20 protein-coding genes are annotated in these 22,661 nt (G+C 50.3%); 14 read left to right on the top strand and 6 right to left on the bottom strand.

The window, feature by feature from the left end; genetic code table 11:
* A complete protein-coding gene (gene spiC, locus NA624_RS01740; protein WP_001562740.1) occupies positions 1 to 402 on the bottom strand; it encodes an SPI-2 type III secretion system protein SpiC in 402 nt (133 codons plus the stop codon).
* A 400-nt stretch (positions 403 to 802) separates the two neighbouring features.
* Here spiC and NA624_RS01735 point away from each other — a divergent pair, with 400 nt between their 5' ends.
* From NA624_RS01735 to mlrB, 4 genes are all read left to right on the top strand, one after another.
* Positions 803 to 3,565, top strand: coding sequence for a two component system sensor kinase (locus tag NA624_RS01735; protein WP_001050759.1), 2,763 nt, complete (start codon positions 803 to 805; stop codon positions 3,563 to 3,565).
* 30 nt (positions 3,566 to 3,595) lie between these two features.
* Positions 3,596 to 4,234 (top strand): two component system response regulator, encoded by a 639-nt coding sequence (locus NA624_RS01730; RefSeq protein ID WP_000666335.1) that lies wholly within the window; start codon positions 3,596 to 3,598, stop codon positions 4,232 to 4,234.
* Positions 4,235 to 4,412: 178 nt separating this feature from the next.
* Positions 4,413 to 5,141 carry a MerR family transcriptional regulator gene (locus NA624_RS01725; protein ID WP_000122319.1) on the top strand — a complete coding sequence of 243 codons (729 nt, stop codon included), beginning with the start codon at positions 4,413 to 4,415 and terminating at the stop codon, positions 5,139 to 5,141.
* A 171-nt stretch (positions 5,142 to 5,312) separates the two neighbouring features.
* Positions 5,313 to 6,272: a transcriptional regulator MlrB gene (mlrB, locus tag NA624_RS01720; RefSeq protein ID WP_001060725.1), complete on the top strand. Its 960-nt coding sequence runs from the start codon at positions 5,313 to 5,315 to the stop codon at positions 6,270 to 6,272.
* Positions 6,273 to 6,367: 95 nt separating this feature from the next.
* Here mlrB and fumD read toward each other — a convergent pair whose 3' ends face one another.
* The 3 genes from fumD to ttrS all read right to left on the bottom strand — a co-directional run bounded on the left by fumD (position 6,368) and on the right by ttrS (position 9,051).
* The gene (fumD, locus tag NA624_RS01715) at positions 6,368 to 6,580 is read right to left on the bottom strand and encodes a fumarate hydratase FumD (RefSeq protein WP_000165779.1); all 213 of its coding nucleotides are present in this window, start codon (positions 6,578 to 6,580) and stop codon (positions 6,368 to 6,370) included.
* Positions 6,581 to 6,677: 97 nt separating this feature from the next.
* A complete protein-coding gene (gene ttrR / locus NA624_RS01710) occupies positions 6,678 to 7,298 on the bottom strand; it encodes a tetrathionate respiration response regulator TtrR (protein WP_000190926.1) in 621 nt (206 codons plus the stop codon).
* Positions 7,273 to 9,051: a tetrathionate respiration histidine kinase TtrS gene (ttrS, locus tag NA624_RS01705; protein WP_001214416.1), complete on the bottom strand. Its 1,779-nt coding sequence runs from the start codon at positions 9,049 to 9,051 to the stop codon at positions 7,273 to 7,275. The genes ttrR and ttrS overlap by 26 nt, the downstream gene beginning before the upstream one ends.
* A gap of 181 nt (positions 9,052 to 9,232) precedes the next feature.
* On the opposite strand from ttrS, the gene ttrB reads away from it, so the two are divergent.
* The 10 genes from ttrB to lpp all read left to right on the top strand — a co-directional run bounded on the left by ttrB (position 9,233) and on the right by lpp (position 21,021).
* On the top strand, positions 9,233 to 9,967 hold the full coding sequence (gene ttrB / locus NA624_RS01700; RefSeq protein WP_001551708.1) for a tetrathionate reductase subunit TtrB: 735 nt from the start codon (positions 9,233 to 9,235) through the stop codon (positions 9,965 to 9,967).
* Positions 9,968 to 10,990, top strand: coding sequence for a tetrathionate reductase subunit TtrC (ttrC, locus tag NA624_RS01695; RefSeq protein ID WP_001216438.1), 1,023 nt, complete (start codon positions 9,968 to 9,970; stop codon positions 10,988 to 10,990).
* A complete protein-coding gene (gene ttrA, locus NA624_RS01690; protein WP_439040247.1) occupies positions 10,983 to 14,045 on the top strand; it encodes a tetrathionate reductase subunit TtrA in 3,063 nt (1,020 codons plus the stop codon). Before ttrC ends, ttrA begins: the two co-directional genes overlap by 8 nt.
* Positions 14,046 to 14,367: 322 nt before the next feature.
* Complete coding sequence (locus NA624_RS01685; RefSeq protein WP_000471823.1) at positions 14,368 to 15,594, top strand: PfkB family carbohydrate kinase; 1,227 nt, start codon at positions 14,368 to 14,370, stop codon at positions 15,592 to 15,594.
* 11 nt (positions 15,595 to 15,605) lie between these two features.
* Positions 15,606 to 16,343, top strand: coding sequence for a glutamine amidotransferase (locus NA624_RS01680; RefSeq protein WP_000697187.1), 738 nt, complete (start codon positions 15,606 to 15,608; stop codon positions 16,341 to 16,343).
* A gap of 58 nt (positions 16,344 to 16,401) precedes the next feature.
* On the top strand, positions 16,402 to 17,295 hold the full coding sequence (locus tag NA624_RS01675; RefSeq protein WP_001000511.1) for a proline iminopeptidase-family hydrolase: 894 nt from the start codon (positions 16,402 to 16,404) through the stop codon (positions 17,293 to 17,295).
* A gap of 21 nt (positions 17,296 to 17,316) precedes the next feature.
* Complete coding sequence (locus NA624_RS01670; RefSeq protein WP_000756083.1) at positions 17,317 to 18,660, top strand: APC family permease; 1,344 nt, start codon at positions 17,317 to 17,319, stop codon at positions 18,658 to 18,660.
* Positions 18,661 to 18,823: 163 nt separating this feature from the next.
* Positions 18,824 to 19,054 carry a protein YnhH gene (ynhH, locus tag NA624_RS01665; RefSeq protein WP_418143684.1) on the top strand — a complete coding sequence of 77 codons (231 nt, stop codon included), beginning with the start codon at positions 18,824 to 18,826 and terminating at the stop codon, positions 19,052 to 19,054.
* Between the two features lie 7 nt (positions 19,055 to 19,061).
* The gene (gene pykF / locus NA624_RS01660) at positions 19,062 to 20,474 is read left to right on the top strand and encodes a pyruvate kinase PykF (RefSeq protein WP_000751447.1); all 1,413 of its coding nucleotides are present in this window, start codon (positions 19,062 to 19,064) and stop codon (positions 20,472 to 20,474) included.
* A 310-nt stretch (positions 20,475 to 20,784) separates the two neighbouring features.
* Positions 20,785 to 21,021, top strand: a complete 237-nt coding sequence (lpp, locus tag NA624_RS01655) for a murein lipoprotein Lpp (RefSeq protein ID WP_001082307.1) — start codon at positions 20,785 to 20,787, stop codon at positions 21,019 to 21,021.
* A gap of 67 nt (positions 21,022 to 21,088) precedes the next feature.
* On the opposite strand, the gene ldtE is transcribed toward lpp, so the two are convergent.
* Positions 21,089 to 22,090: a L,D-transpeptidase LdtE gene (ldtE, locus tag NA624_RS01650; RefSeq protein ID WP_000817056.1), complete on the bottom strand. Its 1,002-nt coding sequence runs from the start codon at positions 22,088 to 22,090 to the stop codon at positions 21,089 to 21,091.
* A gap of 154 nt (positions 22,091 to 22,244) precedes the next feature.
* Positions 22,245 to 22,661: a cysteine desulfuration protein SufE gene (gene sufE, locus NA624_RS01645; RefSeq protein WP_000729470.1), complete on the bottom strand. Its 417-nt coding sequence runs from the start codon at positions 22,659 to 22,661 to the stop codon at positions 22,245 to 22,247.

Below are 22,661 nucleotides of genomic sequence, written 5' to 3'. Positions count from 1 at the left end.
TTATACCCCACCCGAATAAAGTTTATGGTGATTGCGTATTACATTTTTTAAAATGCAAGTTAAAGCCAGGTGTTTTTCTATCTCAATAGCAATAAGCTCAGAGCTACTACTTGTGGTATAATAACCGTTTAACCATCCTCCATCCGCTGTGAGCTGTATAGCATAATCATGGACATCCGGGTGTGCTGCAAGCAGTAGTGTCACATAGGCAAGACAAGGCTTAGGTAAGCTTTCCAGGTCATTTAAGAACAAAGAAATAGAAAATGCTTCTGAGAAAATTTCTCCTCTGGCAGGATGCCCATCAATAGTCATTATCCAGGATCGGCTATTACCTTCGGCCTTGATATCCTGAATTAATGGAATGCCTTTTAAAACTGCCAGCATGAATCCCTCCTCAGACATAAATGAGAGTTTCTATCAAATTCGCTCACAACCACATCCGTAAAAAGCCTGATTCACATTTATTTCGACTATACTCTTCTTGTACAATATCAAGATGCTGTCTACATACACCTTGTGACAGGCGATTCTATCATTCGGATTTTCCGATAAATTCACAATTACACTTTCAGTATTGACATAAAAAATTACAATTTGAAAAATTATTTATTAAATAAACTGTTACGATGTTTTTACATCACCGCTTTATTAAAAAGTAATTGTAGTCATCGACTGGGTTATATATGAAGAAATTTACCTTCCTAATGATAACACCATCGATTAATCTTCTGATGAAACTATATGTACTGCGATAGTGATCAAGTGCCAAAGATTTTGCAACAGGCAACTGAAGGAAAGCATTATGAATTTGCTCAATCTCAAGAATACGCTGCAAACATCTTTAGTAATCAGGCTAACTTTTTTATTTTTATTAACAACAATAATTATTTGGCTGCTATCTGTGCTTATTGCAGCTTATATATCAATGGTTCAGAAACGGCAGCATATAATAGAGGACTTATCTGTTCTATCCGAGATGAATATTGTACTAAGCAATCAACGATTTGAAGAGGCTGAGCGTGACGCTAAAAACTTAATGTATCAATGCTCATTAGCGACTGAGATTCATCATAACGATATTTTCCCTGAGGTGAGCCGGCATCTTTCTGTCGGTCCTTCAAATTGCACGCCGACGCTAAACGGAGAGAAGCACCGTATCTTTCTGCAGTCCTCTGATATCGATGAAAAAAGCTTTCGTCGCGATAGTTTTATTCTTAACCATAAAAATGAGATTTCGTTATTATCTACTGATAACCCTTCAGATTATTCAACTCTACAGCCTTTAACGCGAAAAAGCTTTCCTTTATACCCAACCCATGCCGGGTTTTACTGGAGTGAACCAGAATACATAAACGGCAAAGGATGGCACGCTTCCGTTGCGGTTGCCGATCAGCAAGGCGTATTTTTTGGGGTGACGGTTAAACTTCCTGATCTCATTACTAAGAGCCACCTGCCATTAGATGATAGTATTCGAGTATGGCTGGATCAAAACAACCACTTATTGCCGTTTTCATACATCCCGCAAAAAATACGTACACAGTTAGAAAATGTAACGCTGCATGATGGATGGCAGCAAATTCCCGGATTTCTGATATTACGCACAACCTTGCATGGCCCCGGATGGAGTCTGGTTACGCTGTACCCATACGGTAATCTACATAATCGCATCTTAAAAATTATCCTTCAACAAATCCCCTTTACATTAACAGCATTGGTGTTGATGACGTCGGCTTTTTGTTGGTTACTACATCGCTCACTGGCCAAACCGTTATGGCGTTTTGTCGATGTCATTAATAAAACCGCAACTGCACCGCTGAGCACACGTTTACCAGCACAACGACTGGATGAATTAGATAGTATTGCCGGTGCTTTTAACCAACTGCTTGATACTCTACAAGTCCAATACGACAATCTGGAAAACAAAGTCGCAGAGCGCACCCAGGCGCTAAATGAAGCAAAAAAACGCGCTGAGCAAGCTAACAAACGTAAAAGCATTCATCTTACGGTAATAAGTCATGAGTTACGTACTCCGATGAATGGCGTACTCGGTGCGATTGAATTATTACAAACCACCCCTTTAAACATAGAGCAGCAAGGATTAGCTGATACCGCCAGGAATTGTACACTGTCTTTGTTAGCTATTATTAATAATCTGCTGGATTTTTCACGCATCGAGTCTGGTCATTTCACATTACATATGGAAGAAACAGCGTTACTGCCGTTACTGGACCAGGCAATGCAAACCATCCAGGGGCCGGCGCAAAGCAAAAAACTGTCATTACGTACTTTTGTCGGTCAACATGTCCCTCTCTATTTTCATACCGACAGTATCCGTTTACGGCAAATTTTGGTTAATTTACTCGGGAACGCGGTAAAATTTACCGAAACCGGAGGGATACGTCTGACGGTCAAGCGTCATGAGGAACAATTAATATTTCTGGTTAGCGATAGCGGTAAAGGGATTGAAATACAGCAGCAGTCTCAAATCTTTACTGCTTTTTATCAAGCAGACACAAATTCGCAAGGTACAGGAATTGGACTGACTATTGCGTCAAGCCTGGCTAAAATGATGGGCGGTAATCTGACACTAAAAAGTGTCCCCGGGGTTGGAACCTGTGTCTCGCTAGTATTACCCTTACAAGAATACCAGCCGCCTCAACCAATTAAAGGGACACTGTCAGCGCCGTTCTGCCTGCATCGCCAACTGGCTTGCTGGGGAATACGCGGCGAGCCACCCCACCAGCAAAATGCGCTTCTCAACGCAGAGCTTTTGTATTTCCCCGGAAAACTTTACGACCTGGCGCAACAGTTAATATTGTGTACACCAAATATACCAGTAATAAATAATTTGTTACCACCCTGGCAGTTGCAGATTCTTTTGGTTGATGATGCCGATATTAATCGGGATATCATCGGCAAAATGCTTGTCAGCCTGGGCCAACACGTCACTATTGCCGCCAGTAGTAACGAGGCTCTGACTTTATCACAACAGCAGCGATTCGATTTAGTACTGATTGACATTAGAATGCCAGAAATAGATGGTATTGAATGTGTACAATTATGGCACGATGAGCCGAATAATTTAGATCCTGACTGCATGTTTGTGGCGCTATCCGCTAGCGTAGCGACAGAAGATATTCATCGTTGTAAAAAAAATGGGATTCATCATTACATTACCAAACCAGTGACGTTGGCTACCTTAGCTCGCTATATCAGTATTGCCGCAGAATATCAACTTTTGCGAAATATAGAGCTACAGGAGCAGGATCCGAGTCGCTGCTCAGCGCTACTGGCGACAGATGATATGGTCATTAATAGCAGGATTTTCCAATCACTGGACCTCTTGCTGGCTGATATTGAAAATGCCGTATCGGCTGGAAAAAAAATCGATCAGTTAATTCACACATTAAAAGGCTGTTTAGGTCAAATAGGGCAGACTGAATTGGTATGCTATGTCATAGACATTGAGAATCGCGTAAAAATGGGGAAAATCATCGCGCTGGAGGAACTAACCGACTTACGCCAGAAAATACGTATAATCTTCAAAAACTACACCATTACTTAATATTATCTTAATTTTCGCGAGGGCAGCAAAATGAAAGAATATAAGATCTTATTAGTAGACGATCATGAAATCATCATTAACGGCATTATGAATGCCTTACTACCCTGGCCTCATTTTAAAATTGTAGAACATGTTAAAAATGGTCTTGAGGTTTATAATGCCTGTTGCGCATACGAGCCTGACATACTTATCCTTGATCTTAGTTTACCTGGCATCAATGGCCTGGATATCATTCCCCAATTACATCAGCGTTGGCCAGCAATGAATATTCTGGTTTACACAGCATACCAACAAGAGTATATGACCATTAAAACTTTAGCCGCAGGTGCTAATGGCTATGTTTTAAAAAGCAGTAGTCAGCAAGTTCTGTTAGCGGCATTGCAAACAGTAGCAGTAAACAAGCGTTACATTGACCCGACGTTGAATCGGGAAGCTATCCTGGCTGAATTAAACGCTGACACGACCAATCATCAACTGCTTACTTTGCGCGAGCGTCAGGTTCTTAAACTTATTGACGAGGGGTATACCAATCATGGGATCAGCGAAAAGCTACATATCAGTATAAAAACCGTCGAAACACATCGGATGAATATGATGAGAAAGCTACAGGTTCATAAAGTGACAGAGTTACTTAACTGCGCCCGAAGAATGAGGTTAATAGAGTATTAACCAGGGGCATCCGATGGTATTAAGCATTGGTCATATTTTGATGAGCCTTACGCCACGCAGTATTGCTCATCATCGACAAAATCCATACGGATGCCCTGGTATGCCGCACCATTTATCACTACCTTAGTCTTCATTTAATCATGATATAGTAGAATCCCCTTATTTAACGGGCTTTACCATGTCGTATTCTATCGGCGAATTTGCCAGACTATGCGGTATCAATGCCGCCACGCTAAGGGCATGGCAGCGACGCTATGGTTTATTGAAACCGCAGCGTACTGATGGCGGGCATCGCTTATACAGCGATGACGATATTCGACAAGCGCTTAGCATCCTCGACTGGGTGAGAAAAGGCGTACCGATAAGCCAGGTCAAACCCTTACTATCGCGTCCGGTCATTCGCCTGGGCGATAACTGGATAACGATTCAGGAGACGATGCTTCAACATCTCCACGAAGGGCGAATTGACGCGCTGCGGCAGTTGATTTATGACTGTGGCCGGGAATATCCTCGCGCAGAACTGGTGACCCATTTATTGCGTCCGTTGCGCAGCAAAGTGTCCGCGCATCTTCCCGCCGTGATGACGCTGCGCGAAATACTGGATGGCATCATTATTGCCTACACCTCTTTTTGCCTTGAAGGCGACAGAAAAGCGCCTGGCAACAATGCCTTTATTAGCGGATGGCATCTCTCGGATCACTGTGAAATCTGGCTGGAAGCGTTGACTCGTACCGGACAAGAGCTGCGGCTCAATGTGCTTCCCTCTCCACCAGCCATGCTGGCGCCCGAGCTGTTCGCCCAGAGAAAATGGTTCCTGGTGACCACCGGAAAGCTCACTACCGGGCAGAAAAAACAGCTTGCCCAGTGGCGCAACGTGGTCGCTTCGCTGGAGGTTATCACACTATAAGCGCTGAAATAGATTTCTTCCCCTTATTCTATCTTATTGATATTTAACTACGTCAAAAAAATTCCCGCGAAAACTTAGACAAAAAAACAAAGTTGTGTAAGTTTTAAATCAGCGTGAGATAACATTTTGCGCCATTGGCGTCAGTCGTCGTACTTTCAATAAGGGGCAATCATGAATAACAAACCCGTAGTCGGCATTAGCGGATGTCTGACTGGCGCCGCGGTACGCTTTGATGGCGGACATAAGCGTATGGATTTTGTCATGAACTCTCTGGCACCGTGGGTGGACTACAAACCGATCTGCCCGGAGGTGGCGATCGGCCTGCCCGTGCCTCGCCCTGCGCTGCGTCTTATCCAGACGACCTGTGGCGACATTCGGATGCGTTATAGCCATGCCCCGCACGATGACGTTACCGAGCGAATGAATGCCTTTACCGATCGGTTTCTGCCAACAATAGGCGAACTGGCGGGGTTTATTGTGTGTGCAAAATCGCCCAGTTGCGGAATGGAGCGCGTTCGCCTGTATGATGAAAAGGGTAACAGGGGCCGCAAAGCTGGCACGGGGCTGTTTACCGCCGCGATGATGGACAAATATCCCTGGCTGCCGATAGAGGAAGATGGTCGCCTGCACGATCCGGTACTACGCGAGAATTTCATCGCACGTATCTTCGCGCTACATGAATTAAATGCGCTACGCGCGCAGGGCTTGAGTCGTCACAGTTTGCTCGCGTTTCATAGCCGATACAAACTTCAGCTTCTCGCCCACCACCAGGCCGGCTACCGCGAAATTGGCCCTTTCGTCGCGCGTCTGCATGAGTGGGACGATCTGGATGCCTTCTTTGTCCGATACAGAGAAAAACTGATGGCTATCCTGCGCCATCCCGCTTCACGTAAAAATCACACCAATGTGCTGATGCATATCCAGGGCTATTTTCACCGCGCGTTGAACAGCAGGCAACGCGCGGAATTACGCGAGGTGATTCTCGGCTACCGGGCGGGCCGACTACCTATCCTGGCACCGTTAACGCTGCTGAAGCACTATCTGGCGGAACATCCGGATGACTATCTACGCAGCCAGAATTATTTTGAGCCGTACCCTGATACATTAGGGCTGCGCTTAGCCATCAACTGATAACCCTGCGCATCGCTAATGGCGGGCAACCCGCCCGCCATGGTGACAATCGCGACAATTCAAAGGCGATTTCGTTATTGCCACCCTGATAGCGGCTATGACCGCGCCAGAGCGTTAATCACGGTTTCCATAGCCTGTTTTTCTAACGCGCTACGTTGGATGCGTTGATTCGCCAGCGCGGTTCTTAACACGCCCGCAATAACAATATATTTAGGCTCCTGCCCCAAATCGCGCATTTCCAGCACGACCTTGCCCACCACCCGGCACATCTCGCGGTACAGCTCGTCATCTTTTGTCGGTTTTGTCATACGTTTTACTCGTCGCCAGATCAAACCAACAGAATATAACAGTCTTCTCTATTAAACAAAATTTGATGCAAATCAAAGAAATAACGCAGTTTATTATTCATGGTTCATACGTTGTTCGTATTCTGGTCTCTGGCGAGGCCATTTTTTCGAAACGCCTAATCAGTTCCGCCAGGCTACCGGCCTGCATTTTTTCCATGACTCTGGCGCGGTGCACCTCTACGGTACGCACCGCGATATTCATCGCTTCCGCAATTTCACGGTTCATAAATCCTTTTGCCACCAGGCTGGCCAGCTCACGCTCTTTCGGCGTCAACTGCTGGTAACACAGTATAATCTCACGGCGCGCCACCGCTGCCGATGAAACCATCAGCGCACGCTCCAGCGCCGCCTGTAGCGGTTTTACCGATACCGGTTTTTGCAGAAAATCGACGGCGCCGCGTTTCATCTGCTCCACGGCCATCGGTACATCGCCATGCCCGGTAAGAAAAACAACCGCCAGGGTACTTCCGCACTGGCGCAACGCATCATGAACGCCCTGCCCATCCAGTACCGGCATTCGCATATCCAGTAATACGACCCCGGCCTGATACAGACTGGCCTGCGCCAAAAAATCCGCCCCCTGCGTCCAGCATTTTACGTCATATCCCAGACTTTCCAGTAAAAACGCGCACGCGTTAGTGACCGCCGTATCATCATCCAGTAGATGAATTGTCGCCATCCCTGCCCCCATGTTCATGTAAGAAATGTATCGTGACCACCGTTCCCGACAGACCATCCGGCGCGGTCTGGTTCCTGATGCTGATATCGCCCCGCCCATACCGCACCAGCCGCTGGCAAATCGCCAGCCCTAAGCCCATCCCCTCTTTACGGGTGGTCATAAACGGCTGAAACGCCTGACGTAATAGTGCCTCATCGATTCCCCCGGCGTTATCCTGTAAAACAATACTGATGCCGTTTTCAGTGCGTTCAGCAACGACCCATAAATGGGTGGCGCCCGCCTGAGCCGCATTAAGAATGATATTCGCCAGCACCTGTTCCAGCAGCACTGACGGCAGCGTTACGCGCAGCGCAGCGCTAACCTCGGTATGCAGAGTCACTGTCGGAAACTGTTGCGCCATACGCAACAATTGCCAGACATGATCAATCGCCTCCCGAATGGCTATGGCCTTCCACGCTTCGGTTAGCACCGGGTTGCCCTGCGCCTGGCTGACCCAGTGACGCAGGTTACGCAGAGTATCCGCACCGCGTTGCGCCTGCTGGTCAATCTGCTCCAGCGCCGGCAGCAAGGGATGCTGTTCATCTGCAGCGCGCAGTCGAATCAGGCACCCCTGGGCATAATGTCGAATCGCGGAAAGCGGCTGATTAAGCTCATGGGCAAACCCGGAGGTCATTTCACCCAACACGCTCATTTGCCGGGCGGTTTCCAGCGCCCGCTCATGCTGATGAAGAACTACGCTATTACGTTCCAGTTGCTTTCCACGTCGACGCACCAGCAGCATGACCCAAATATAATTGAGCGTGAGCAACAGGAACGCCAGAATCACGCCGCCGACCATTAGCTGGTGCTGGATTAACCAACTTTTGACATCCAGCCACAGTCGACGCTGCTGAGGGTGCTGACGAACATCACGCAGCAACGCTTCCACCTGACTGGTCGACGCTGGCGCGCCCCAGTGAAATGACGCGGCGGCGGGCGCGTTGAATAGCGCTCGCGTTACGCGATCCGCCAACGCATCGCTTACCGCAGGTAGCGCCGCGAACGACCAGTCAGGATATAACGGCGTACTGGTTAAGCAAGGCAGGGGCGTCGGTCGGGAAAGCAGCGCGATAAAGTCCTTTTTATTAATCAAGCCTTCCTGATCCATATTTTCTAACAGGCACACTGGCACAATTGCCGCCTGCACCGCTTTTTCGCGCAGCATATAGACTAAGGCATCGCCAGGGAATCCGGTAAAACGGAGATGAAAGTCGCGCTCCGGGCGTAAGCCCGCGTCGCTGAGCGCTTTATAGCCTAATAAATAGCCGCCAAATGCCTGAGCATCAATCGCGCCGACGGTCTTACCGATGAGATCATGCGCCGTGGTGATGCCGCTATCGCGCCGGGTCAAAATCACGCTGCCAATAACATTACTCACCGCTTTCCCATCGCGCGTGGAGCGCAGGGAAGCTAACCAGCGCAGCGGCGCATGGCTGTTCAGTTGGACAAATTGCGCCGGGTTGGTTATCACAAACTGCACGGTTCCCTGGTTAACGGCCTCCTGCATTTGATGCAGATCCAGCGGCTGGATGTGAAAGGTTTCGCCTGGAAGCTGTTGGCTTAATGTCTTTGCCAACGGTTGCCAGTGGCTACGCGTAGACGCCTCGCCGCGCATAGCCAAAATACCGATATTCCACGTCCCTGCCCACGCGCCATGACAAAGTAGCCCTACTGCCGCCAACACCGCCAGGCGCCTTACGGTTTTACCTCTCACCCCAATATCCCTGTCAATTATGTTGTTTTAGATCAACAACAAGCCGGGTATGTGGTTAACCACAATAGAGTGCACCCCGTCTCGATTTTTACACTGTAAATCATCAACATTTTTTATTCATTACACATGAACCAACATCGTGACAAATGTTTCATTGTTGGCAATGTGGACGGGAGTCAATATGGACAGCAGTAAACGGCTATTTCTCCAGCAACTCGGCGTCCTGACCGCTGGCGCCTCGCTGGTTCCGCTGGCTGAAGCGAAATTTCCTTTTTCGCCGGAGCGGCATGAAGGCTCTCCCCGACACCGTTACGCCATGCTTATCGACCTGCGGCGTTGTATCGGCTGTCAGTCCTGTACCGTAAGTTGCACTATTGAAAACCAAACGCCGCAGGGCGCATTTCGTACGATGGTGAACCAATACCAGGTCCAGCGTGAAGGTAGTCAGGAAGTCACGAATGTGCTATTGCCGCGTCTGTGCAACCATTGCGATAACCCCCCCTGTGTGCCGGTCTGCCCGGTACAAGCCACCTTTCAGCGGGAAGACGGCATTGTGGTGGTGGATAACAAACGCTGCGTCGGCTGCGCCTATTGTGTCCAGGCGTGTCCTTACGACGCTCGATTTATCAATCATGAAACGCAAACTGCCGATAAATGCACGTTTTGCGTCCATCGTCTGGAAGCCGGGCTGTTACCCGCTTGCGTAGAGTCCTGCGTCGGCGGCGCGCGTATTATTGGCGATATCAAAGATCCCCATAGCCGCATCGCCACCATGCTTCATCAACATCGCGACGCTATCAAGGTATTAAAGCCGGAAAACGGCACGTCGCCCCATGTTTTCTACCTGGGTCTGGACGACGCCTTTGTCACCCCATTAATGGGCCGTGCGCAGCCCGCGCTTTGGCAGGAGGTCTGAATGAGGCATTCACTCATCATTGAAGAAGTGCTGGCTCACCCGCAGGACATTAGCTGGCTGCCGTGGGCGGTACAATATTTCTTTTTTATTGGCATTGCCGCCTGCGCCGCACTGTTTGCCTGTTATCTTCACTGGCGGAAAAAAGGCGCCGCAACAGAAGAAAATCGGGCATTACTGATTGCCATTACCTGTGCGATTACCGCACCGCTGGCGCTGACGGCGGATCTGCACCAGACCGCCCGCGTCTGGCATTTCTATGCCTGGCCGACGCCCTGGTCGTGGATGCCCTGGGGAGCGTTGTTCCTGCCGCTGTTTACCGGATTTCTCGCTCTGTGGTTCCTGGCGCAGCAAATAAAACGATTATTCAATAAAAGTTACAACGTCACTAAATGGTTGGCGTTAGCCAGCGCGCTTTGCGCGGTGGGCCTGTTGATTTATACCGGCCGCGAAGTCTCCGTTGTGCTGGCGCGCCCAATCTGGTTTAGCTACGCCTTCCCCGTGGCGATGTTTCTTAGCGCCTTACAGGCGTTCTTCGCGCTGATGATTGTCGCCGCCCGACGCGACTCGGTAAGGCTGCCAAAAATACTGTGGGGACAACTCTGGACGCTGGCGGCGCTGGGGCTGGTTGTGGCCATGTGGGTCAGCGGCGATACGCTTTCCGGCACGGCAATCCGTCAGTGGATTACCGTCGCCCTGTCAGCCAAATATTACGCTGTCGGCTGGCTAGCGCTGTGGGTATTCACACTGCTGTTCTGTAGCCTGGCGCTACGTCATCCGTTATCGGAGCTAAGACGCGTCCTGCTGGTTCTGAGCGCGCTGGCGCTATGTTGGCTGATGCGCTGGACATTGTTGATTCAGGTACAAACCGTACCCAAGTTCAACGCGCAATTTAACCCTTACTCGTTACCAGGCGGAACGGATGGCTGGCTGGCTATTCTCGGCACCTTCGGCCTGTGGATAGCGCTACTGATTATTATTCGTGAAACGCTGAACGGACTCACCAGGAGATTACAACATGGCTAATTTAACCCGTCGTCAGTGGCTAAAAGTCGGTCTCGCCGTCGGTGGGATGGTCACTTTTGGTCTGAGCTACCGTGATGTGGCGAAACGCGCAATTGATGGCCTGTTAAACGGGACGTCCGGCAAGGTAACGCGCGACCGCATCTTTGGCAATGCGTTAATTCCGGAGGCGCAGGCGCAAACGCACTGGCAGCAAAATCCACAACAAACCATCGCCATGACGCAATGCTTCGGCTGTTGGACACAGTGCGGTATCCGCGCCCGGGTTAATGCCGATGGCAAAGTGATACGCATCGCCGGCAATCCCTATCACCCCTTGTCGCAGGAACACCCGATTGACTCGTCCGTCCCTTTTAGCGAAGCCATGGAGCAACTGGCGGGAGAAAGCGGTCTTGACGCCCGCTCAACCGCCTGCGCGCGCGGCGCCACGCTGCTGGAAAGCCTGTACAGTCCGCTGCGACTGCTTGAACCGATGAAACGCGTGGGTAAACGCGGCGAAGGGAAATGGCAGCGCATCAGCTTTGAGCAGCTTATTGAAGAAGTCGTGGAAGGCGGCGATCTGTTTGGCGAGGGTCATGTGGACGGACTGCGCGCGATTCATGCGCCGGATACGCCAATTGACGCAAAGCACCCCAGTTTCGGGCCCAAAACCAATCAGTTACTGGTCACGAATACCAGCGACGAAGGCCGCGATGCGTTTCTGCGTCGTTTTGCGCTAAATAGCTTCGGCAGCAAAAATTTCGGCGCGCATGGCGCCTACTGTGGACTGGCTTACCGGGCCGGCTCCGGGGCGCTGATGGGCGATCTGGATAAAAACCCGCATGTCAAACCCGACTGGGAAAACGTGGAGTTTGCGCTCTTTATGGGCACCTCCCCGGCACAGTCCGGCAATCCGTTTAAACGCCAGGCGCGTCAGTTGGCGAGCGCCCGGCTGCGTGAGAATTTTCAATACGTCGTGGTCGCCCCTGCCCTGCCCTTATCAACGGTGCTCGCCGATCCTCGCGGTCGCTGGCAACCGGTCATGCCCGGCAGCGATTCGGCGCTGGCAATGGGGATGATCCGCTGGATCATGGATAATCAACGTTATAATGCTGATTATCTGGCGATTCCCGGCGTACAGGCGATGCAGCAGGCCGGCGAGCAAAGTTGGACCAACGCCACGCACCTGGTCATTGCGGATGAACTGCCGACGCTTGCCGGACAACACCTGACGCTGCGCCATCTTACGCCCGATGGCGAAGAGACCCCTGTCGTGCTGAATACCGACGGCGAGTTGGTCGATGCGTCCACTTGCCGACAGGCACGGCTTTTCGTGACGCAGTACGTTACGCTCGCCGACGGCCAACGGGTCACGGTGAAGAGCGGGTTGCAACGCCTGAAAGAGGCGGCAGAAAAGCTCTCGTTGGCGCAATACAGCGAACAGTGCGGCGTGCCGGAAGCGCAAATTATCGCGCTGGCGGAAACCTTTACCGGTCACGGACGTAAAGCCGCGGTCATCAGTCACGGCGGCATGATGGCCGGCAATGGGTTTTATAACGCCTGGTCGGTCATGATGCTTAACGCGCTGATCGGCAACCTCAGCTTGTCCGGCGGCGTCTTTGTCGGCGGCGGCAAATTCAACGGCGTTAGCGACGGCCCCCGCTACAACATGAACAGTTTTGCCGGAAAAGTGAAACCGTCCGGGTTGAGTATTGCCCGTAGCAAAACCGCTTATGAAGCATCGGAAGAATACCGCGACAAAATTGCCGGCGGGCAATCCCCTTATCCAGCCAAAGCGCCGTGGTATCCCTTTGTGGCAGGCCAGCTTACCGAACTGTTGACCTCCGCGCTCGAAGGCTATCCTTATCCGCTTAAAGCCTGGATTTCCAATATGAGCAACCCGTTTTACGGTGTTCCCGGTCTACGCGCCGTGGCGGAAGAAAAGCTAAAAGACCCTCGCCGATTGCCGCTCTTTATCGCGATTGACGCCTTTATGAATGAAACGACGGCGCTGGCGGATTACATTGTGCCGGATACGCACAATTTTGAGAGCTGGGGCTTTACGGCACCCTGGGGCGGCGTAGCCAGTAAAGCCACTACCGCCCGCTGGCCGGTTGTCGCCCCCGCCACTCACCGAACGGCGGACGGGCAACCTGTCTCAATGGAAGCATTTTGTATTGCGGTAGCAAAACGGCTCCATCTGCCCGGCTTCGGCGACCGGGCGATAACCGATCCGCAGGGCAATACTTTTCCACTGAACCGGGCGGAAGATTTCTATCTGCGCGTAGCCGCTAATATCGCCTTTATGGGCAAGACGCCGGTCGCGCCGGCAAATCAGGAAGATATTTCGCTTACCGGCGTCAGCCGCATTCTGCCAGCAATTCAGCACACGCTTAAAGCTGATGAGGTCGATCGCGTGGCGTTTATCTACTCGCGTGGCGGCCGGTTTGCGCCCGAGGATAGCGGCTATACGGAGCAACGGTTAGGTAACGAGTGGAAAAAACCCTTACAGATCTGGAATGCAGATGTCGCCGCCCACCGTCACGCCATCACCGGGGAGCGTTTCAGCGGTTGCCCGGTCTGGTATCCGGCGCGTTTGTCAGATGGTCGTGCGATTGACGACCAGTTTCCCATTGGGCAATGGCCGCTGAAACTGATTTCATTTAAATCAAATACCATGTCCAGCTCAACAGCCGTCATCCCGCGCTTACACCATGTGAAGCCAGCAAACCTGGTGGCGCTGAATCCGCAAGACGGCGAGCGTTATGGGCTGCAACATGGCGATCGGGTACGGATCATTACGCCGGGCGGTCAGGTCGTGGCGCAAATCAGTTTGTTAAATGGCGTGATGCCAGGCGTCATCGCCATCGAACACGGATATGATCACCGCGAGATGGGCGCAACGCAGCACTCTCTGGATGGCGTGCCTATGCCGTATGATCCACAAATCAGGGCAGGCATAAATCTTAACGATCTGGGCTTTGCCGATCCGACAAGAAACATTACCAACACCTGGCTCGACTGGGTTTCTGGCGCGGCGGTACGTCAGGGGCTACCGGCAAAAATCGAGCGTATATAACCCCAGGGCCGGAGAGCGATATCGTCTTATTTCGTCGAGGGTAGCGACTGATAAGCGAACGCTGTCCGGCTGCATATACTCACTGAATCGTGCAAGCCCAACTATTTTACGTTCACCCCGTCATATTACATAGAAAATATATGACAACACTCACAAAACTATTTTCCCCTTCTGTAAGCAATTAATATTTAACACATTGACTGCGCTTCTGATTATTGACATTCATTTGGGGTTACTTCCGGTTGACCGCATAATCTGTGATTGAATTCACCGCATGACAACATTGCCATAAATACAATTCAACTCACTACCCGGAGGCAATATGTTTAAAGAAGAAAGACGTCATGCCATCATTAATTTACTGATAAAGGATAATAGTGTTAGCGTCAGTAAACTTTCAGACCTTTATAAGGTTAGCCAGGAGACTATTCGTTCCGATCTACGCTATTTCCAGAAATCAGGTATGCTTCAGCGTTGCTATGGCGGAGGGATTTTAAACCGTGACGCGCTGAGTAAGCTTATCACTGAAAATAAGATTGATATCTCCAGCACTATCGCCACGCCAATCCATCAGGATGCAAAACTGCGCCGGGAAAACACAAAAAAAGCAGGCAAGGTGTGTGTTTTAGGCTCATTCAATATTGATGTTTCAGCAACCGTGCCGTGGTTTCCACAAAGCGGAGAATCCATTCTGGCCAGTCAATTTGGATTCTATCCTGGCGGTAAAGGAGCCAACCAGGCTTTAGCGGCAAACAATGCCGGCGCTGCGGCGCATTTTATTTTTAAAGTGGGCAAAGATCAGTTCAGCGCATTTGCTATGAATCATATTATTCAATCAGGCATCACCTCATACAGCGCGTATCAAACAGATAAAGCGCCCACCGGTAGCGCATTGATCTATGTCTCCGCCGTAGATGGCGATAATATTATCGCCATCTACCCTGGCGCCAATATGATGCTCACCACGCAAGAGATTAACGAGCAACACCGTTATATCGCCGAGTCTGACGTTATGTTAATGCAGCTCGAAACGAACATTGAAGCGTTGACTGAATTTATTCGCCTGGGCAAACAAGAAAATAAAATGATCATGCTGAATCCTGCCCCCTATACGAAACAGGTGACGCATTTATTATCTGATATTGACATCATCACGCCGAATGAAACTGAAGCCTCTTTTTTATCCGGCGTAACCATTACTGATATTAATGATGCGAAAAAAGCCGGAAATATTATTCTGCAATCCGGGGTGAAAAAAGTCATCATTACCCTTGGCGCCCGTGGTTCTCTGCTCTGTGAGCACGCCCGCACGTTGTATATTCCTGCGTGGAGCGCCGTGGTAAAAGATGCCGCCGGGGCCGGTGACGCTTTTAATGGCGCCTTAGCCGCCGCGCTGGCGCGACAAGCAGACATGGTCGCAGCCATTCAATATGCCTCCGCTTTCGCTTCTCTGGCGGTGGAACAAGTCGGTGCGTCGAGTATGCCTCAGCACTTGCAGGTTTTACATCGAATGCGTACCCAATCTAATAAAGTCATTAACATTAATTAACAGGTGACATAATGAAAATTTTATTTATTGGCGAATCCTGGCACATTCATATGATTCACTCTAAAGGTTTTGATAGCTTTACATCGAGCAAATATGAAGAAGGCGCAGACTATTTATTATCCTGCTTACGCCAGGGTAATATCGATGTGGACTACATGCCTGCCCATATTGTGCAAACTCGTTTTCCACAAACCGCCGAAGCATTAGCCTGCTATGATGCGATCGTCATCAGTGATATCGGTAGCAATACGTTCCTGCTACAAAACAGAACCTTTTATAATATGGATATTATTCCTGATGCATTACAACTTATCGCGGATTATGTTGCTGAGGGCGGCGGTCTGTTGATGATCGGCGGGTATTTATCCTTTACGGGAATAGAAGCAAAAGCCAATTATAAAAATACGGTTCTGGCGGAGGTATTGCCGGTTGATATGCTGGATGTAGATGACCGCGTAGAACTACCGCAAGGATGTAAAGCAGTAAATACTGCGGTAGAGCATGTTATTACCCAGCCATTTAGCGAATGGCCGCCGCTGTTGGGCTATAACAAGCTTATCGCCAAAGAAAATAGTCAGGTCCTTGCTGAAATTAATGGCGATCCACTGTTAGTTATGGGTACTTACCATAAAGGGAAAGTATGTTGCTTTGCCAGTGATTGTTCGCCGCACTGGGGAAGTCCGCAGTTTCTGCAATGGGAACATTACGCCACCTTCTGGTGTAATGTTTTACACACAATAAAAAAATAATATTATCCAGGCGAATATAAATTTCGCCTGCCCTGCCACACACTGAGTCATTAAGAATATGAATGATACTTATCTCTATGGCGAAATGTTTTCTGAAAACATATTGACAAGCTATCGGATTTATGGAGACAGAAAATCATTACTCACGCCGCTCATTATCCTTCACGGCGGCCCTTCTGGCGGCTTTGATTATTTATTAAATTATCGCCGTCTGGCTGATGACGGGCGCATGGTAATATTTTACGATCAATATGGCTGCGGTCGTTCAACGCATTTTCCTCATGCCGACGCGTCTTTCTGGACTATTGCGCGTTATCTCCGTCAATTAACCCAATTAATTCATCACCTGGGTATTGGGCACGGGTATTCGATACTGGGACATTCCTGGGGCGGAATGCTTGCCGCAGAGCACGCCTGCTTACAGCCTGCCGGGCTTCGCGGGACGATACTGGCCAGTTCGCCGGCCAGTATCGCCCTGTGGCAACAGGAAGGCATACGGCTCTTTAACGCTCTGACGCCAATGTCCGATGACGATATCAAAAACGTCATTATGCCCGCCGTCATTTATCAAAACCCACCGGAACAGCTGGTCGCTTATTATGCCAGGCACGTTTATACCCTCGCGGAAGAAGCCGTTCATGTTCAGCGATCTAATGCGCAGTTCGCCGCCGACCCTACGGGTTATCACATTTTATGGGGAACCAATGAACTGGCGGCAAATGGCAAACTTGCCGACTGGGATATTACGCCCCATTTGTGCCAGATACGCTGTCCTGTTCTGGTATTACGCGGCGAAAACGATCAGGCAACCGAGCGCGTCGTCTCTCCGCTGCTCTCTCACATTTCAGACTGCCGCGCGGTCACTATTCCCGGCAGCAGCCATAACCCACATGAAGAAAATATCGCGCCCTGCCTCGCAGCGGTAAGCGCGTTTTTACGCGATCTGGCATAAAAAGCCATTAAGGTATTTATCATGAAAAAAGTCAAAAAATTGTCTCTTACCGATTTAGTGCTTTATGGTCTGGTGTTTATGGTGCCTATCGCGCCAGTCTCTCTTTATGGCGTCGTTTATAATCTTTCGCACGGTATGGTTGCGCTGGTTTATATTATTGGCGCGATCGCGATGTTTTTTACCGCGTACAGCTACTCTACCTTATCGCAGCATATCTCCTCGTCGGGTTCGGCCTATGCGTATGCTGGCGTATGCATTAATCCCGCCGTAGGGTTTCTGACCGGATGGATATTACTGTTGGATTATCTTTTGTTCCCTACGCTCGTGGCAGTGCTGGGCGGCGTCGCGGTCCACGCTATTTTACCGCAAATCCCGGTCTGGGTCTGGCCGTTGATTTATGTGGCTATTGGCACCGGAGTCAACTATCTCGGGATACAGCAAACGGCGAAATTTGATAAGTTACTGGTCTTTATTCAACTCGGTATTCTGGCGATTTTCGTTCTGCTCATTGTCCGTCTGTTGATGCTGGACAGTAGTCAGATAACGCTTTCCTTCCGGCCTTTTTTCGATTCACAGTGGTTCACCCCAGGGCTCATCGCGACGGCGATTTCGGTGGCTGCGCTGAACTTTCTCGGCTTTGACGCTATCAGTACATTAAGTGAAGAAAGCGAAGGCGGGGGACGCGCCGTCAGTAAAGCAACGCTGTTAGCGTTAGTTTTGGCGACGGTACTGTTTATTATCGTTGTGGCGTTTGCGGCGTTCGCCACCGGTAATGTCGACCGCTTCGCGGAAGGTAATGCGACGAATGAAGCATTTTTCACCATTGCCGGCAACGTTGGCGGTATCTGGCTCAAAGTGGCGTTTTCCATCATTGTGGCGTTTGTGTGCGCCGTCGGCAACATTATTACCGCGCAAACGGCGGTGTCCAGAGTGCTATTTTCAATGGGGCGCGACCGAATGTTGCCCGCCTTCCTCGCTCACGTCCATACCACGCGTAAAACGCCGGATTATGCCATTCTGTTTACCGGCGGCGTCACCCTGCTGCTCAGCTACCTGTTTTCCGGCAAGATTGAATCTATCTCCACGCTGGTGAACTTTGGCGCGCTTTTCGCTTTTTTTGTCGTGAACCTGTGTGTGTTTATTCTGTTCAATTTCCGGATGAAAGCCCAGCGGCGCATTTTCGCCCATGTCATTTCGCCGATCATGGGGATGATCGTCATCGGCTACGTCTGTTTAAACATGAACATTCACGCTCTGATACTCGGAATTAGCTGGGCGGCGATCGGGATAGCGATTCTGTGCTATCGAAAAGCACACAACCAAAACATCGCCATCGACCTGGAAGGCAAAAAGTTGCTCGATTGACATTATGCGCAACAACACCCGCTGTTGCGCAACGCCGCCCCTGTTCGGGCGGCGTCATCGCCAGCGACATCGTAAACAGCGTAATAACAAACCGTTGTGGATCTGCACAGATGTCTTTTGAAACAGGGTTTTCATTTTCCTTTTTTGTAAATTTCAGCGTATAATGCGCGCCAATTGTCTCTTGAATGGTTTCAGCGCATTGGACTGTAAAACTCAACGACTAAAATTATCCCCTTCCCGTTGGGCTGAAACGCGAGCACACATTCCTCTGCACGCTCTTTCGATGTCACCTATCCTTAGAGCGAGGCATCATCACTTTAGCAACACAGGCTTAGCTTCCGGGCCGTGCGCGCCCGAAGCCAGATTTCCATATCCTCCTCAACTTAAAGACTAAGACTGTCATGAAAAAGACGAAAATTGTTTGTACTATCGGTCCGAAAACCGAATCCGAAGAGATGTTAAGCAAAATGCTGGACGCGGGCATGAACGTGATGCGTCTGAACTTCTCTCATGGCGATTATGCAGAACACGGTCAGCGTATCCAGAACTTGCGCAACGTGATGAGCAAAACTGGTAAAAAAGCCGCTATTCTGCTTGATACTAAAGGACCAGAAATCCGCACCATTAAACTGGAAGGCGGTAACGACGTTTCGCTGAAAGCGGGTCAAACCTTCACTTTTACCACCGACAAATCCGTGGTCGGTAATAATGAAATCGTTGCCGTCACCTATGAAGGCTTCACCAGCGACCTGAGCGTTGGCAACACCGTCCTGGTTGACGATGGTCTGATCGGTATGGAAGTGACCGCCATCGAAGGCAATAAAGTAATTTGTAAGGTGCTGAACAACGGCGATCTGGGCGAGAACAAAGGCGTTAACCTGCCGGGCGTTTCTATTGCTCTGCCGGCGCTGGCTGAAAAAGACAAACAGGACCTGATCTTCGGTTGCGAACAGGGCGTTGACTTTGTTGCGGCGTCCTTTATCCGTAAACGTTCTGACGTTGTCGAAATTCGCGAGCATCTGAAAGCCCACGGCGGCGAAAACATCCAGATTATCTCTAAGATCGAAAACCAGGAAGGCCTGAACAACTTCGATGAAATTCTCGAAGCTTCCGACGGCATCATGGTTGCGCGTGGCGACCTGGGCGTAGAAATCCCGGTTGAAGAAGTGATTTTTGCGCAGAAAATGATGATCGAAAAATGTATCCGCGCACGTAAAGTCGTGATCACCGCGACTCAGATGCTGGATTCTATGATCAAAAACCCGCGTCCGACCCGCGCAGAAGCAGGCGACGTTGCGAACGCCATCCTCGACGGTACGGATGCGGTTATGCTGTCCGGCGAATCCGCAAAAGGGAAATACCCGCTGGAAGCCGTTTCTATCATGGCGACCATCTGCGAACGTACCGACCGTGTCATGAACAGCCGTCTGGACTACAACAACGACAGCCGTAAACTGCGCATTACGGAAGCGGTATGCCGCGGTGCGGTAGAAACTGCCGAAAAACTGGAAGCGCCGCTGATCGTGGTAGCGACCCAGGGCGGTAAATCCGCTCGCGCCGTGCGTAAATACTTCCCGGACGCCACCATCCTGGCATTGACCACCAATGAAGTGACCGCCCGTCAGTTAGTACTGAGCAAAGGCGTGGTATCGCAGCTGGTGAAAGAAATCAATTCTACTGATGATTTCTACCGTCTGGGCAAAGATGTCGCCCTGCAAAGCGGCCTCGCCCAGAAAGGCGACGTCGTAGTGATGGTCTCCGGCGCGCTGGTTCCAAGCGGCACCACTAACACCGCCTCTGTTCACGTACTGTAATAATTGTTGTGTGAATTAATTTGTTTAAAAAAGCGCCCTTCCGGCGCTTTTTTTATTTAATCGATAGCCACTATTAATAAAAAAATCAAATCGGATTTTACTATCTAATTGCGGATTATCTAAGAAGAATCCGATGGAAGCCCCCTGTTTTCTTTCGGTTTTTTAGGGACTTTCATGCATTTCGATGCTTCTTTGAGCGAACGATCAAAAATAAGTGCATTCCCATCAAAAAAATATTCTCAACATAAAAAAGTTTGTGTAATACTTGTAACGCTACATGGAGATTAACTCAATCTAGAGGGTATTAATAATGAATCGTACTAAACTGGTACTGGGCGCGGTAATCCTGGGTTCTACTCTGCTGGCTGGTTGCTCCAGCAACGCTAAAATCGATCAGCTGTCTTCTGACGTTCAGACTCTGAACGCTAAAGTTGACCAGCTGAGCAACGACGTGAACGCAATGCGTTCCGACGTTCAGGCTGCTAAAGACGACGCAGCTCGCGCTAACCAGCGTCTGGACAACCAGGCTACTAAATACCGTAAGTAATAGTACCTGCGTAATAAAAATGGCGCACATCGTGCGCCATTTTTTTGTCCGTCGTTTGCTGCGAAGGCTACTGCGTCGCGCGCGTTTGCCCCTCTTCCCCGACAAAACCGTTCTGAGCGGATTCGACTGCGGTCGTATTTACCGCTGGCGTCTGCCCGGCGCTCACACTGACAGGATACCCGGCTCGCCGGTATAGCGCCTTATCGACCAGGCGACTATCCACCCCTTGCGCGTTTCTGAATGCGGTAAATTCCGCAGGCAACACGTAGGGCATCGTCTGCACGTTTTGCTCTTCTTCCGGCGATAGCGGCCTGTGTACCTCTACATAACGAATGCCATTCGGCTCGACAGAGAATTTCACCGGCTGGTTAATCACTTTTACCGGCGTCCCCGTTCTGACCTGCGCAAATAACGCTTTGATGTCCGGCGCGTTCATGCGAATGCAACCGGAACTCACGCGCAGACCCACGCTATCCGGCGCGCTGGTGCCATGAATGAGATATTCCCCATTACCGTGCGCCAGACGCAGCGCATAGCGTCCCAGCGGGTTATTTGGCCCGGCAGGGATCACCGGCGGCAGCGAGATCCCCCGCTCAAGCGAACGTTGGCGTATGCCCGCCGTCGGCGTCCACGTCGGGTTGGGGATCTTTTGCCCTATCCGGGTGTCCATGATGGGAGTTTCCAGCCCCTGCAAACCGATGCCGATGGGATATACCTGAACGCGGTTTTCTCCCGGCGGATAATAATACAACCGTAGCTCCGCGAGGTTGACGATAACGCCTTCCCTGGGCGCATCCGGCAATAGCATCTGCGAGGGAATGGTAATTAGCGTACCGGGCTTAGGCACCGGCGCAATCGTATTGTTCGCTTCAAGAATGAGCATCGCCGCCGTATCAAAACGCCGGGCGATAGCCTGCAGGTTTTTATCACCTTCCTGTACGGTATAGGTTTGATTCTGACCAATAAGACGGCTGCCTTCGGGCGGTAATGGATAATCAACCGCCCAGGCTGCCTGTAACGCGCTATACGCGCCGATAATAGTTAGCGTAATGAAAGACGCACGTTTCATACCAAACCTCCTGTATTCCTGGTGATGCCCTCTGCGACGACTGGTAGCGCTTCGCTTATCAGAACAACAAAATATACGCTCTGTCCACTCTGAATAAAGCGACGTCGCCGTCCGACAAAGGATTTGACATCAGGTAGAACGCTGTCTGTACAGTTTAGCTAAGAGTGGCGGCCTTAGCGCGAATTGCGCGAATCATTGCTTCCAGCCCCTGAGAACGAGAAGGCGTGAGGTGCTGCGTAAGCGCCATTTTTTCGAACCATGGCCGGACATCAAAATGCACAATATCCTGCGCCGTCATTTGGTGGTACAAAATAAATACCACCGCCATAAGGCCTTTAACGATCGCCGCGTCGCTGTCGCCCTGCAATTCGATAATGCCGTTGGCGTTTCGCCGCATCACGATCCACACCTGGCTCTGACAGCCATGAATCGTATTTTGCGGATTGCGATCCTGCGGATTTAACTCCGCCAGGCGCTGCCCCAACTCAATAATATATAAATATTTCTCTTCCCAATTAGCGCAACGCGTAAAGTTACGCAGCAATTTTTCTTTATCCGGTAGCGCAGCCAT

The organism is Salmonella sp. NW38, assembly GCF_051807745.1.
Lineage (GTDB): Bacteria > Pseudomonadota > Gammaproteobacteria > Enterobacterales > Enterobacteriaceae > Salmonella > Salmonella enterica.
The sequence above is the reverse complement of the archived record's forward strand: the minus strand, read 5'-3'. Positions and strand labels throughout refer to the sequence as shown.

Coding starts and splice junctions, on each gene's coding strand:
- spiC (WP_001562740.1), bottom strand. CDS start 402: ATGTCTGAGGAGGGATTCATGCTGGCAGTTTTAAAAGGCATTCCATTA.
- NA624_RS01735 (WP_001050759.1), top strand. CDS start 803: ATGAATTTGCTCAATCTCAAGAATACGCTGCAAACATCTTTAGTAATC.
- NA624_RS01730 (WP_000666335.1), top strand. CDS start 3,596: ATGAAAGAATATAAGATCTTATTAGTAGACGATCATGAAATCATCATT.
- NA624_RS01725 (WP_000122319.1), top strand. CDS start 4,413: ATGTCGTATTCTATCGGCGAATTTGCCAGACTATGCGGTATCAATGCC.
- mlrB (WP_001060725.1), top strand. CDS start 5,313: ATGAATAACAAACCCGTAGTCGGCATTAGCGGATGTCTGACTGGCGCC.
- fumD (WP_000165779.1), bottom strand. CDS start 6,580: ATGACAAAACCGACAAAAGATGACGAGCTGTACCGCGAGATGTGCCGG.
- ttrR (WP_000190926.1), bottom strand. CDS start 7,298: ATGGCGACAATTCATCTACTGGATGATGATACGGCGGTCACTAACGCG.
- ttrB (WP_001551708.1), top strand. CDS start 9,233: ATGGACAGCAGTAAACGGCTATTTCTCCAGCAACTCGGCGTCCTGACC.
- ttrC (WP_001216438.1), top strand. CDS start 9,968: ATGAGGCATTCACTCATCATTGAAGAAGTGCTGGCTCACCCGCAGGAC.
- ttrA (WP_439040247.1), top strand. CDS start 10,983: ATGGCTAATTTAACCCGTCGTCAGTGGCTAAAAGTCGGTCTCGCCGTC.
- NA624_RS01685 (WP_000471823.1), top strand. CDS start 14,368: ATGTTTAAAGAAGAAAGACGTCATGCCATCATTAATTTACTGATAAAG.
- NA624_RS01680 (WP_000697187.1), top strand. CDS start 15,606: ATGAAAATTTTATTTATTGGCGAATCCTGGCACATTCATATGATTCAC.
- NA624_RS01675 (WP_001000511.1), top strand. CDS start 16,402: ATGAATGATACTTATCTCTATGGCGAAATGTTTTCTGAAAACATATTG.
- NA624_RS01670 (WP_000756083.1), top strand. CDS start 17,317: ATGAAAAAAGTCAAAAAATTGTCTCTTACCGATTTAGTGCTTTATGGT.
- ynhH (WP_418143684.1), top strand. CDS start 18,824: ATGCGCGCCAATTGTCTCTTGAATGGTTTCAGCGCATTGGACTGTAAA.
- pykF (WP_000751447.1), top strand. CDS start 19,062: ATGAAAAAGACGAAAATTGTTTGTACTATCGGTCCGAAAACCGAATCC.
- lpp (WP_001082307.1), top strand. CDS start 20,785: ATGAATCGTACTAAACTGGTACTGGGCGCGGTAATCCTGGGTTCTACT.
- ldtE (WP_000817056.1), bottom strand. CDS start 22,090: ATGAAACGTGCGTCTTTCATTACGCTAACTATTATCGGCGCGTATAGC.
- sufE (WP_000729470.1), bottom strand. CDS start 22,661: ATGGCTGCGCTACCGGATAAAGAAAAATTGCTGCGTAACTTTACGCGT.